At 40.2% G+C, this 12,991-nt stretch carries 14 protein-coding genes and 1 riboswitch; of the genes, 11 read left to right on the top strand and 3 right to left on the bottom strand.

All coding sequences use genetic code 11. The annotated features are described in order from the left end of the window. Nucleotides 1-14: 14 nt before the first annotated feature. From ACSVDJ_RS16505 to ACSVDJ_RS16540, 8 genes are all read left to right on the top strand, one after another. Nucleotides 15-617, top strand: coding sequence for a glycerol-3-phosphate responsive antiterminator (locus ACSVDJ_RS16505; RefSeq protein ID WP_439167317.1), 603 nt, complete (start codon nucleotides 15-17; stop codon nucleotides 615-617). A gap of 262 nt (nucleotides 618-879) precedes the next feature. Then, nucleotides 880-2,181, top strand: coding sequence for an ABC transporter substrate-binding protein (locus ACSVDJ_RS16510; RefSeq protein WP_439167320.1), 1,302 nt, complete (start codon nucleotides 880-882; stop codon nucleotides 2,179-2,181). 166 nt (nucleotides 2,182-2,347) lie between these two features. Continuing rightward, entirely contained in the window at nucleotides 2,348-3,247 is a 900-nt protein-coding gene (locus ACSVDJ_RS16515; RefSeq protein WP_518619424.1) for an ABC transporter permease subunit, read from the top strand. Next, nucleotides 3,237-4,061, top strand: coding sequence for a carbohydrate ABC transporter permease (locus ACSVDJ_RS16520; protein ID WP_439167324.1), 825 nt, complete (start codon nucleotides 3,237-3,239; stop codon nucleotides 4,059-4,061). The genes ACSVDJ_RS16515 and ACSVDJ_RS16520 overlap by 11 nt, the downstream gene beginning before the upstream one ends. 12 nt (nucleotides 4,062-4,073) lie before the next feature. After that, on the top strand, nucleotides 4,074-5,174 hold the full coding sequence (locus ACSVDJ_RS16525; protein WP_439167325.1) for an ABC transporter ATP-binding protein: 1,101 nt from the start codon (nucleotides 4,074-4,076) through the stop codon (nucleotides 5,172-5,174). A 3-nt stretch (nucleotides 5,175-5,177) separates the two neighbouring features. Next, nucleotides 5,178-5,978, top strand: a complete 801-nt coding sequence (locus ACSVDJ_RS16530; RefSeq protein ID WP_439167326.1) for a sugar phosphate isomerase/epimerase family protein — start codon at nucleotides 5,178-5,180, stop codon at nucleotides 5,976-5,978. A 17-nt stretch (nucleotides 5,979-5,995) separates the two neighbouring features. Continuing rightward, nucleotides 5,996-6,787 (top strand): HAD-IIA family hydrolase, encoded by a 792-nt coding sequence (locus ACSVDJ_RS16535; RefSeq protein WP_439167328.1) that lies wholly within the window; start codon nucleotides 5,996-5,998, stop codon nucleotides 6,785-6,787. A 339-nt stretch (nucleotides 6,788-7,126) separates the two neighbouring features. Then, nucleotides 7,127-7,217, top strand: a riboswitch (cyclic di-GMP riboswitch). 98 nt (nucleotides 7,218-7,315) lie between these two features. After that, the gene (locus ACSVDJ_RS16540) at nucleotides 7,316-7,903 is read left to right on the top strand and encodes a helix-turn-helix domain-containing protein (protein ID WP_439167330.1); all 588 of its coding nucleotides are present in this window, start codon (nucleotides 7,316-7,318) and stop codon (nucleotides 7,901-7,903) included. Between the two features lie 306 nt (nucleotides 7,904-8,209). On the opposite strand, the gene darG is transcribed toward ACSVDJ_RS16540, so the two are convergent. Together darG and ACSVDJ_RS16550 are read right to left on the bottom strand one after the other, a co-directional pair. Beyond that, nucleotides 8,210-8,962 (bottom strand): type II toxin-antitoxin system antitoxin DNA ADP-ribosyl glycohydrolase DarG, encoded by a 753-nt coding sequence (gene darG / locus ACSVDJ_RS16545; RefSeq protein WP_439167331.1) that lies wholly within the window; start codon nucleotides 8,960-8,962, stop codon nucleotides 8,210-8,212. A 250-nt stretch (nucleotides 8,963-9,212) separates the two neighbouring features. After that, a complete protein-coding gene (locus ACSVDJ_RS16550) occupies nucleotides 9,213-10,403 on the bottom strand; it encodes an RNA-guided endonuclease InsQ/TnpB family protein (protein ID WP_439167332.1) in 1,191 nt (396 codons plus the stop codon). A gap of 538 nt (nucleotides 10,404-10,941) precedes the next feature. On the opposite strand from ACSVDJ_RS16550, the gene ACSVDJ_RS16555 reads away from it, so the two are divergent. From ACSVDJ_RS16555 to tsaA, 3 genes are all read left to right on the top strand, one after another. Next, nucleotides 10,942-11,448 (top strand): DUF6843 domain-containing protein, encoded by a 507-nt coding sequence (locus ACSVDJ_RS16555; protein WP_439167333.1) that lies wholly within the window; start codon nucleotides 10,942-10,944, stop codon nucleotides 11,446-11,448. Nucleotides 11,449-11,589: 141 nt separating this feature from the next. Beyond that, nucleotides 11,590-12,276, top strand: coding sequence for a substrate-binding domain-containing protein (locus tag ACSVDJ_RS16560; RefSeq protein ID WP_439167909.1), 687 nt, complete (start codon nucleotides 11,590-11,592; stop codon nucleotides 12,274-12,276). Then, nucleotides 12,273-12,749, top strand: a complete 477-nt coding sequence (gene tsaA, locus ACSVDJ_RS16565) for a tRNA (N6-threonylcarbamoyladenosine(37)-N6)-methyltransferase TrmO (protein ID WP_439167335.1) — start codon at nucleotides 12,273-12,275, stop codon at nucleotides 12,747-12,749. Before ACSVDJ_RS16560 ends, tsaA begins: the two co-directional genes overlap by 4 nt. Before the next feature lie 57 nt (nucleotides 12,750-12,806). Here tsaA and ACSVDJ_RS16570 read toward each other — a convergent pair whose 3' ends face one another. Beyond that, nucleotides 12,807-12,938: a hypothetical protein gene (locus ACSVDJ_RS16570; protein ID WP_439167336.1), complete on the bottom strand. Its 132-nt coding sequence runs from the start codon at nucleotides 12,936-12,938 to the stop codon at nucleotides 12,807-12,809. Nucleotides 12,939-12,991: the final 53 nt, after the last annotated feature.

Genomic DNA, 12,991 nt, shown 5'->3' on the forward strand with positions numbered 1-12,991 from the left:
AAAGGAACGAGAACATGAAGCATCCTCATGCAGGAACGATACTACAAGAAAGATTAAAAACACATAAAATGGTCGCTGCGGTGAAAGAGCCTAAGTATATTGAAAAAGCGATTAAGTACAAGGATAACTTGAGCGCGGTCTTATTAATGACAGGAACGATTTTAACAGTAAAAAAATATGTAGATTTCGTTCAATCTCACGGTTTACCCGTTATTTTGCATGTTGAAAAGATTGGTGGATTAGAAATGGATCGAGATGGGATTGAGTTTGTCAAAAGAAATGTACAGCCACATGCAATCGTAACGACTAGAAATGGCATTATTAAAAAAGCAAAATCTAGCGGACTCGTTGTTGTTCAACGAATCTTCTTAATCGATACGGAGGTTTATACGAACTTAGTAAAAGATATTGAGCGCATTCAAGCAGATGTCATCGAAATTATGCCATGTCGCGTGCCTGACTTTTTGAACAAAATATCAAAAATCTCCCCAGTACCGACGATCACAGGCGGACTACTCAATTCACCAGAGCACGCAAAACAAGCATTAGAAAATGGTGCACTCGCAGTAACTACCTCCAATCCTGACATGTGGAAAATCAATTTAAATGAATTGTAAATGAAAATTTTACATTATATTAATACTAACCTAACAATCACTCGTTATTGTATGAGCATAAAGTGAATAAAAAACGGTGCGAACAGAGAGACCTCAAATTTGATGTATAGCGATGCGTATACATTTTATTTGAGGTCTCTTTTTGTTTTTCCCACCATTCAAGGAGGTGAACCAATTAGAGAAACAACTTCTACTATATATAACGACCGTCCGAAACCATAGTTAATTCTCATAATACTAATTTACAAAGGAGACTAATGAAATGAAGTCATTTTTAAAATTATTTAGCTCACTTTCATTCATCTTAGTGCTAGCCGCCTGTGGAAAATCGGGTGACACAGCGTCCAATGATTCAGCGAAAAATGGTGAAAAAACAGTCATTGAATATTGGCATGTCAATGCAGAAACTCAAGGTGGAAAAGCGGTAGAAGCATTGGTTAAAGAGTTCAATGAGCAAAGTGAAACGACGGAAGTCATCGCCAAATACAACCCGGATATGTATAAAGGGTTAATGCAAAACTTACAAGCTGAAGCGGCATCTGGAAAATCACCGGCCGTTGTACAAGTCGGATGGTCTTTCTTAGACTATTTCTCTAATAACTTTAGCTACATATCACCACAGGAAGTAATCGATCAACACTTCCCAGACGATCAAACCTTCTTAAAAGATCACTTTTTAGATAATGTTATGGACTTAGCCAAAAATTCAGAAGGTACACAAGTCGGTATTCCTTATTCATTAAGTACGCCCGTTCTATACATCAACAAAGATCTATTAAAAGAAGCAGGTCTTGATGAAAACGGACCAAAAACTTGGCAAGAAGTTCAACAATTCTCAAAAGTCATTAAAGAGAAAACTGGCAAGCACGGATTTTATATGCAAGAACCTGCTGATAACTGGGCAACACAAGCTTTATTAGAAAGTAACGGCGCTCGTATGTTAACGGACGGAAAAGCGACTTTCGCTTCTAAAGAAGGAATCGAAGCTTATCAATTAATGACGGACATGATTGTAAAAGACAAAACCGCTCTTCACCTTCCTTGGGATCAAGGTGTCCAAAGCTTTATCGATGGAAATGTAGCGATGGCATACACAACGATTGCTCGCCGTTCACAAATCCAAGAAAATGCAAAATTTGACGCAGCTGCTGTAAAATCACCAGCTTGGGAAGGAAAAGATGTACGTTTACCAGCGGGTGGTGCGATGTTAGCTATCACTGCTCAAGAAGAAGCACAACAAAAATCCGCTTGGGAATTTATGAGCTATTTATACAGTGTAGAATCTATGGCGAAATGGACGGAAGGCACAGGTTATGTTCCTCCACGTAAAGATGTAGCAGAAGCTGAAAATGGCCTTAAAACTTTCCTAGAAGAAAATGAAATGATGAAAGCAGCAGTAGAACAGATGGATGGTGTCGTGTCTTGGACTTCTTTCCCTGGCGATGCTGGACTACAAGCTGAGCAAAAGCTATTAGACGTCCGCGATCAAATCCTTGGTGGCCAAGTCGATGTCAAAGAAGGCTTAACATCCACAGAAAAAGAAATCAATGAATTATTGAAGTAACTTTCTATTCACAAGGTTGTCTCATAAGAAGAAGGATTCCGTTCCGAACAAATCTCTACACGAGAATATTCCCCCTCTCAATAGAGACATTCAGGTCGCACTCCCCTTTTATGGGGCAACCCTGTGAATAAAGCAAATGCGGGAGGAAAGCAAATACATGCAAGCTATGAAATCTTCAAAAATCAAGTTAACGAAAGACCACTGGAAAGCTTACGGCTTACTCATTCCCTCCTTACTCATTTTCATCTTCTTTATGTTTTGGCCGTTTGTATACACGATCTATTTAAGCTTTTTTGATTGGAATATGGTGAAGCCAACGAAGGAGTTTGTCGGTCTTCAAAATTATAAGGATGTTTTATCTGATCCAACTACATACAAAGTGTTCGGTAATACATTACTCTATATCGTTTTATTATTAGCGATCAACCTGATCGTTCCTTATATTTTCGCTTTTGTTCTTGATACCGTTTTAAAACGATTCAATAACTTTTATAAAGGAGCCATCTTTTTACCTTCCGTTATTTCCTTAGTGGTCGGATCGATTCTTTTCACTTGGTTATTAAATCCTGTTTCAGGTCCAGCCGCCATTATTCTTAGATGGTTCGGAATAGAGATGCCGATTTGGAGCAAATTAGATGGCTGGGTCATCGTCGTCCTAAGCTTAATCACTTCTTGGAAAGTATTCGGATACAACTTTATCGTTCTCTACGCCTCCGTCAATGGCGTTTCACGAGAAGTGATCGAAGCCGCCCGTTTAGATGGCGTTCCTTTATGGAAAATATTCATTCATATTGTGTTACCGATGAGTAGTGCGACCGGAATCTATGTCTTAATCATCACGATTGTTCAAGGACTTCAATACGTATTTACGCCGATTAAAGTCATTACACAAGGCGGGCCGAATTATGCTAGTTCCAATGCCATCTATCACGCTTATCATGAAGCCTTTGTCTTGTATCGAACAGGACACTCCGCTGCTTTATCGATTTTAACGATGGCGATCTTTATTATTTTACTTCTGATCGAATTCAAGTTTGTAGAAAGAGGTATCCATTATGAAAACTAGTCGCTTCGTATCGATACCTTGGCATATTGTGTTTATGGTGGCGATTGCGATCCTCACCTTTCCGATTATCTTTGCGATCGGTATTTCGTTCAAACCGTTAGAAGAGGCGTACAATAATGCCTTAAATTTCATCCCGATACAACCAACTTTAGAAAACTACGAAACATTTTTCGAAAGCTTAAATGTATTAAAGATTGTTGGAAATACGTTTATTATCGCAACGACCGTTACTTTATTTAAAGTATTCACTTCTTTTCTAGCGGCGTATGCGTTTGTGTTCTTTGATTTCAAAGGAAAAAACGTCTTGTACTTTCTGTTAATTAGTACAATCTTTATTCCTTTTTCAGTCACAATGATTCCCAATTATTTAGTCATCTCTGACCTTGGATTAGCTGATAGCGTCTGGGGTGTCATTCTGCCACAGCTTGCTGATGCCATCGGAATTTTCTTACTTCATCAATCAATGAAGACCATTCCGATGTCCTTAATTGAAGTGGCAAGACTAGACAACTTAGGGCATGCACGCATCATGAAAGATATCGTGCTACCGCTCGTCAAACCTGCAATCACATCAACAGGGATTTGGTTCTTTATTTTATCGTGGAATGAATACGTGTGGCCGGTGCTCATTTTGAAAACAGTCGACAATTATACATTGCCGTTAGCGCTACAAATGTATATTAGCTCAGAAGGTGGAACGAATTTCACTGTCGCGATGGCTGTTGCCGTGATCACGATGACCATACCATTAACACTATATTTACTGTTCCAAAAGTATATTATTGGGACATTTACTTCTTCAGGAATTAAGTAAAGGCGGGATATTGTGAAGGAAATTCGATTTGAAAATGTATATAAATCTTACGGAAAAACAGAAGTCGTAAAAAATCTCAACTTAACGATTAAAGAGGGCGAGCGATTAATCCTCCTTGGCCCCTCTGGATGTGGTAAATCTACTACGTTACGAATGATTGCCGGATTAGAGGATGTCACTTCAGGCTCGTTATATATGGATCATCAAAAAGTCAATGATCTTCCGAGTGGCAAACGAAACGTTGCGATGGTTTTTCAAAATTACGCTCTCTATCCCCATATGAATGTCATCAATAACATCACATACGGCTTAAAAGTTCAAAAAGTGCCAACGGATGAAATCCATCGCCGCACCGAGGCCGCTTTAAAGATGCTTCAGCTAGAAGAGTATAAAGAGCGCTTACCGAAAGATTTATCAGGCGGGCAAAGACAACGGGTCGCTTTAGCGAGAGCGGTCGTGAAACAAGGCGATTATTTTTTACTAGATGAACCGTTATCCAATTTAGACGCTCAATTACGTGTGTCGGCCCGAAAAGAATTAGTCAAAATCCACGAAACGTATAAACAAACACTCGTTTATGTCACCCACGATCAAGTAGAAGCGATGACAGTGGCTGATCGGATTGCCTTAATGTACAAAGGAGAACTACAAATGGTAGATACGCCTGATAATGTGTATCACCGACCAGCTAATATTTTCACAGCCAAGTTCATTGGCTCTCCTCCGATGAACGTCATCGATATCGACGTCCGGCAAGGCCAAGTAATTCTGGTCAATCAAGCAATAGAGTTAAGCGCTGAGTGGAACGACTATATCCAGCAAACGGGTGAAAAAGAGCTTGCATTCGGCATCCGTCCAGAACATATCCACCTATCAAAAACTTTGGTAGCAAACGGATGGAAAGGTCATGTTAAATACGTAGAAAACCACGGAGATAACTATGGCATCTATATTGATGTAGAAGGAAACGAACTTATCGCTATGAGCGAATCAAAAAAATGGTCACCTAATGAACTCGTCTATGTAGAACCAAGAATGGACAAAATCCACCTGTTCAACAAGCAAACAACGAATTCCATCGGTTACCCAAAATCATTAAATAACGGAGAGTGAACAATGATGAAAAAACAAATTTGTTATTCTGACTTAGCTTTATTATCAAACGACCTATTCGACAACATCAATCAATTAATCGAGTACGGTGCAGATAAAGTTGAATTATTAATGGATGGACAAGAATGGAACGAGATGGAAGACCTATTTGAAACGCTCGTACAAAAGCTTCAATCGCTCCCTATTGACTATACGATCCATCCACCCGCTTGGGATATTAATTTAACAAGTGAAAACCGGGCAACGAGAGAAACTGCTTTTTCCGAATATAAAAAAGCGATTGAGTTTGCTAGCATGATCGGAGCAAGCCATATCGTGATCCATCCAGGCTTTTGCTTTTCTCCAGTGTTTAATAAACAAACAGCTCAACAGCGCGCCTCTCATTACATTAATGAATTATGCCAAGTTGCCAAGCCATTAAATGTGAAACTTGCCATTGAAAACGTTGGATACAATGGCAGTTCACTTTTCACCCAAGAAGAATATACGAATTTCTTACATGCTATTGACGAAACAGCTGGCTTTTTAATTGATACTGGTCATGCCAATTTAAACAATTGGGACATTCCACGATTAATTCAAGAAACGAAAGATCGCCTGCTTGCCTTACATATTCATGATAACGATGGAACAGGAGACGACCATTTAGCCATCGGGGAAGGCACTATCGACTGGAAGTCTGTTTTTGCAGCTATTAACGAATACGCATCACATTGTGAATTAATTCTTGAGTACGCTCCAAACACACCATTAGAGAAATTACAAGCAGGAAAGGATCTTCTACTGAGTAAGATTCAAAACTAACGACACAGGAGTTAAACATGATACATATTGACGACTTTGAAGCCTATTGTTTTGATTTAGATGGAACAATCTATGTCGGGAAGCAACTTCTCCCCGGCGTCAAAAAAATGATAGATACATTAAAAAAGCACAATAAAAAAATCTTATTCATTACTAATGCCCCCACGCACACAAGAGAATATTGTCAGCAACTTCTCTGTTCATTAGGGATCGCAACAGAGCTAGAGGAAGTCATCACGGCTTCCTCGCTGTCTGCTATTTATTTTTTAGAAAACGCACCTAATGCCTCTATTTATATCGTCGGGGAGCAAGCAATTACCGAAGAATTTAATCATTATCCATTAAAGGTGACAGAAGATCCATTACAAGCCACTCATGTGCTCGTTGGATTAGATCGTGCCTTCACTTATGACAAGCTCAACTTGGCAATGACAGCCGTGCGTAATGGCGCTAAACTGATCGTAACGAATCCTGATCCTGCTTGCCCTGTCCCAGGTGGTTACATTGCAGACACACTCGCAATTGCTAAAGCTATTGAAGTCGCTGCGGGACAAAGCATTGATCAAGTCATCGGCAAACCATCGGCCTATTACATTCATAAAGTCCAAGAAAAGTTAAACATCCCAAAAGACAGATGCTTAATCATCGGTGACCGACTAGAAACGGACATCCTCATGGGGAGAAATAATGGAATCTCCACCTGCCTCGTATTAACCGGTGTGTCGAGCAAAAAAGAGATTGAGCAAACAAAGATTGAACCAGATTACGTAGTTGAAACTTTGGCAGATTTATTTCAGAGTACTAAATAATATCGCCAAAAAACAAGCCGTCTGATGAGCTAGGCGGCTTGTGCCTGTTCGGATGTCGTTACCTTCGCATCGTATCATGTTGAACCTCCTATTAACTTAAGAATAACTGAAACATTTTAAGAGGAAATTTATCATACTTGATTATTTTAAATTAGTATAATAGTATTGCATTTTATTTTTATTTAACAAAATAACCCAAAAAAATAATACTATTATATCAATAGTAATTTTTGGTTTAATCATACGATAATACTGTTTTCCTTTAGGCTTATTGATATGTGTCTCCAATTGATTTACGATGATTCAGTACAAATACACAATTAGAAATTCCTATACAACGGAAGAAAAAGGCAAACTATTCGAAAGGATAGGACGCAAAGCCTAGGGTCTAAGGTTTAACATGTGAAACTACGATCGCCTGGTTGCCAATTTGATAGATTTTTCTATTATAAAATTCTTTGGCTATTCTACCCTGTATAGAATAGTTTTTTTTACTTCCAAATGACAATAAATGAGGTGGAAATAAGAATGAGAAAAGAATGGTGCGCTGATGAAATTGAATACTTAAAAGAATATGCAGGCTTTCAAAAAATTTCGAGTATCGCCAAAAAACTAGATCGCTCCTTTGAATCTGTCCTAGTCAAAATGAGCCGACTAGGATTAGCTAACACAAAATCCCAAACAGGGCTCGTCACGCTCGGAGAACTAGCCAAAATCCTCCAAGTTGACCGCAACACGATCAAATGGTGGATGAAAAAGCATCATTTACCCTTTATTCAAAAAGTAACGAGAAAATCAAAAAACTTCTATTTTATTGACCCTTGTCAATTTTGGAAATGGGCAGAAATACATAAAGAAAAAATCACCTTCTCGAATATTCCCCACCAAGCACTTCTGCCTGAACCAGCGTGGGTGAAAGAAGAAAGAATAAAAGAAAAAGAGAATCAACTATGTAAGAAAAGAACCTACAAATGCTGGACGACAAAAGAAGATCAGCTCCTAATCCAACTACGCCAAGAAGGACTCACCTACGCAGAAATCGGACGACAAATGAACAGAAGCATCAACAGCATCACTCGGCGCTATGAGCGAGTGGTGAGAGAAGTAGAAGTATAAACATACGAAGAATAACTCCTAACAAAGGCCGTCCGAAAGCTGTGTATCGGACGGCCTTTGTTGGTTTATAGCACTGACACTCTTAACCTAAATTATTTTCTTCTATTCCATCTGGATTGCTACGGAGGTCCTCACCATTCTGGGGGTGAAAATACAAAGACTTATGAAATGCGCTAAACAATAAAAAGCCAAAGCAAAGCTGCCTTGACTTTATGTTTAATATCCAATTTTGCATATAAACACCTATGACGATGCGGAACAGTCCTTACTAGCAGAAAGTCTAAAGACTAAACTTCTACTGTGTATCTAATCATTCGTCAACAGGGACACGGTATCTGTCCCTATGTCCTGGAAATGCTCCCACGCCTTCTGAATATGCTTTTCTTTAAAAATATTTTTCTTTCTTTCGTTCCAATTATGGACTTCTTCGATTATATTTTTAACGTCCTCTGTCGCTTCTGGCTTTTCATTGATTACCCAATGAACCGTTGAAAGCAATTCTAAACCATAGGGAGTTTCAAACCCTTGAATGATATCCCGTACCTTTTCCAAATGTTCAAACGCTTCCCGCTCACCCTTTAAAAACTGTTCGGCTTGTTTTATTGCATCATTAATTAAATAAATTTCAGCATCCCGGCTCCTATCACCAAAACCTCGAATAAAATGACCATCTAAACGTTGCAATACATGGTTAAGGTTGTCTGCATAGGGACCGAATTTTCCTTTTTCAAATCTTAGTCTTAGCGGCTCACCAACTACTTGGAGGAAATAAGCCAATTTTTGAATTTCTAATAAGGACAATCTATATCCTGGTATCGAATAGTCGTTCATCAGCATTAAGAATAACGCTCTTGATCTTGTCATTTTCGGACGACCTGTTCCAATTTTTATTTCATCTGGTTTCGGACTTCCTGCTGGTTCATATAGATGCACTTCCACGTCTTGCAATTTCTCAAAAGCTGATTCTATTTCGAGCCGTACATCAGACCATTTCAAGCCACCATTCCCGCACCCTAACGGTGGAACCGCAATAGATTTTATACTTAATTCTTCGATCACCTTTAATGAACCTCCCCCACCTATCGCTTCGCACTTGAGGTAGTGGTTTCTTGTCTATCCCCTCGATATCAGAAGCTGGACGATGTCCATAGGTGTACACGACACCCTCGTCTTTCTCGGGGACTGACGCTCCCATATGGAAGCAGTGGTCTTGACGCAAGAAGTCTCTCGACGGATTGCTGCCACTGTAAGCAACAGAGAGAGAATCAAAGACACGGCCATCTCCCTCTGGGGCGGTTCTGCCCATCTACTACGCCTGTACAGGACGTAGATACGTGATGTTAGTTAGCATCACTTCTCGAAACTTCCCGTGCAAATATTGGGATAAGATATTCGCTGCACCGTGGACATCCCGATGCCGTTCATAGCCGCAAGAGCAGTGATAGTTTCGTGAACGGACTTTGTTTCGTTTTCCACAAGCAGGGCATGCTTGCGTCGTGTAGGCTTCGTTTTCTTTTGATAAGGAGACGCCAACCGCTTCTAATTTATAAACCAACTGTTTCTTGAGTTTTCCAAAGCTCCAGTTGCTGAGTTTTTGGTTCACTTGTTTGGAGCGGGGGCGTTTTCGTTTTTTGTTTCGCTTGCTTGTGTGTCGCTGGACGCCTTCCGCATCGCCAAGAGCAACATGCCCGACTTTTTGTTCCACGCACCAGTTCACAAAAGCATGAGTCGTCTTATGCAAGAGATCCCCTAACTGTCGTTCGCTTTTGGAGAGAATGTACTTTTTTGTTCGATTGTATTGGCGCCATTTTCTCGACCCTTTTTGACATCGGCTCATGAGAATTTGCAGCTCTCTCACTTTTTTGTTTCGCAACCGATGAACGCTGCGCATCTTCCTCCCCGAAATCACTAGCGCTTGTCCGCTCGTACTGACGGCGGCAATCGTATGAATCTCACCTGGATCAATCGCAGCTGTATGCCCATCTTGAATCGGTACAGGCTCGACGCCGTCTTCATACGACAAACAAGCATGCCACCGACCGTCATAGACGAGTTCTACTTCTTTGATCACGCCAGTCGGAACCGAGGCAAGCTTCAACACGAGCGGTGCCTGTTGTTTTCCCTGCCATCTTCCTAAGCTAAGTAGTAGTTTCCGTCCCTCTAAAACGAAAGATTTGTCGACCCATTTAGGAGGAAACACAAACTTTTCCTTGTATGGATACCGGATGGACTTGTTCATTTTCCGAGCTTGGTGAACCCCTTCTCGGGCACGCAAAAACTTGTGGCACACCGCTTGGATCGTCTGACTGTGAAGAGGATACAAGCCTTTGAGTTCAGCTTGAAGGTCACTTTTGTTAATCCACTTGCCGTGAATCCGGTAATAATACCGAGCCAACTGCACACAGTCATTCCAAATCGTTCCGCAAATTCGACGTAGATGAAACAACTGTTGAAGCGTGGACTGTGGCACTCTAAAGCCCGTTTTCAACGTTCGATACATGAGATCCCCCTCCTTTGTCATCATTATAAACAGAATGCATGTTCCCATCAAGAGCAAATGGAAAATTCCATCCTTTTTTCTTTCGACAAAGTTCGGGAGGTCCTCAACGAAACGCTTTTCGACTGTGCCGAACCGAGATTCATCCCCTCCCTACTCGCTGGGCTGTGCCCTTCACGCTCCTTGAGGAAGAGGACTTCTCTCGGATTATGTTAAAATCAGTAATATGATAGAGCAACTTTTCATTAGACATTCTCTGCACATCCACATCATTATAAAATAAGTACACTTTGTTCCTGTATTCAATAACTCTTGCCTATGTTCTATTATACAAATTTCATATCATTTGACTTTATTATATCATGGTTGAGGGTGAACACAAACATACGCTCGTATTAAAAACAAGACTACCTTGACTTTACGTTTAATATCCAATTTTGCATATAAGCCCCTATGTTGACGTTAAGCGAGACAGGGGACCTGACCCTACACTCCTTTCAACCCATGGTAAAATAAGGGTATAAGAAAGGTGGAGAGGAGATTGAAAAAAACTATTCTGGCTTTACCCTTTACTCTTTTTGCTTTGGTAGGTTGTACAAATGATAATGTGACTAATGATATTTACTTAATTCCAGAAGATTATGAGGGGTATGTATACGCCTTATATAACGTAAAAGATGCGCCTGAAATTAAAAAAGAAGGCGATTATAAAGTATATCTTATAAATGATGAAGGCTACTATGCTACTTCTACTCCAGATATGGATTACGGGATAGTGACTGATAAATACTACTATGTAGATTCGAATGGGAAAAGGACGAAGATTGACGAAGAATGCATTAGAGGACTGGGGACAGGCAGTTTTGAAAATGACCCGGACAGTCCTGACAATATTAACATTCATTATACTGGGATTGAAGTAACAAAAGATGGATGTGGTCAAGAGTTCACACAATCTGGTAATGGCATGAATCATGCAGATTTAGATCCCGTTCTTGCGGAAGTAGCGAAAAAACATTACGGGGTAGAGTTGATGGATAGTGATTAAGTGATTTTAGCTACGTTTCCATTTCGAACCGAACAACAGAACGTCCCCTAGCCGAAATAATAAAAATCCTCCCAGCAACACTTGATTTGATATCAATTTACATTTAATATATCTAGGTATATTTAATTATAACTAATCATAATTACTTATAACCAAACACAACAACTAGAGTTCACCGGCGATATTTTCATGCCTGATGGAATGACTTTTGTTAAAACAGCTGAGGAGAAAGGGCATATCCAAACGATCGAAGGCCCTATCGCTTACCATACACCCGTCGTTATCACACCGAAAGATAACCCAGCGAATATTCAATCTATCTATGACCTTGCCAATGAAGACGTTGAATTAATTGTACCTGAGCTGGAATCAACAGCGTTAGAGAAAACAGCGAAAAAAATCTTTGAAAACGCCAAGCTTGGCGCAGAAATTGAAAAGCAAATTCTTACATCGGTAGAAACCGGACCAAAAGTAGCTGCTACGTTGCAACTTGGACAAGGGAATGCCGCTCTTGCCGAATATAGCGCTTGGTCGAAGCAGAAAGATCAGTTTCACCTCGTTGAAATCGATCCAGCTATCAATTTAGTCGATGAAATTCCGTGTGCGACGACTACATACTCCGAACAGCCAGAAACAGCAGAACAATTTGCTAAATTTGCAGCCGACAAAGGACCAGAAGTATTCGAAAGCACGGGTATAAACCGATGGCAGATCAACGTTCCTTTATCTGAATGGCAAGAAACAAAACACCAAGTAGGCGATCAAATCATGCTCTACATTCACAAAAAAGATATTTTATTTTTTCACAAGGAAGGAGAATTAACATGACCATCACACTAGAAGCCATCGGCACGATCTACACCCCTTTTACAGAGGCGAAAGGAATGCCGATTCAAGCAGTCGCAGCTAAAGAAGCAGAAGGGTATATCGAACTAAACGAAGAGCTCGTTCCTGGCCTAAAAGATATCGAGGAGTTTTCTCACCTAACGCTCATTTATCACTTACATTTAGTCACAGATATCTCATTGGAAGTGAAACCCTTCCTTGATAACCAATCCCACGGCGTGTTCGCTACCCGTTACCCGAGACGCCCGAATAAAATCGGCTTATCCACCGTCCGATTACAAAGGGTGGAAGGCAACCGCCTATACATCTCTGAAGTCGATATACTCAACGAAACACCACTGTTAGACATTAAACCGTTTGTTCCTCAGTTTGATCATCGAGAAACCGATCGAATCGGCTGGTTTGAAGAGAAAGTTGGAAAAGTTGATTGTACGACGGCTTATGAGGGGGAGTGAATAGGAAACTGCCAGCATCTCCATTCGATGCTGGCAGTTTTTCATTGGTAATGAAATCTATTTCCAACCCATTAACTGTTCTACTTTCGCACGATCAACTTTTCCATTAGTCATAAATACATTGGGAATACCTCGTCCATAAACTCTAATATTCCCCGCTCCAAATAAAGATAATAACCGCTTATACATGTCACTCAGCTCTCCTGAATGGTTTTTCATAAAACCTTTCATATCTTCATGAA

Origin of the sequence: Bacillus sp. Hm123, assembly GCF_051842975.2 — a bacterium.
GTDB lineage: Bacteria > Bacillota > Bacilli > Bacillales > Domibacillaceae > Bacillus_CE.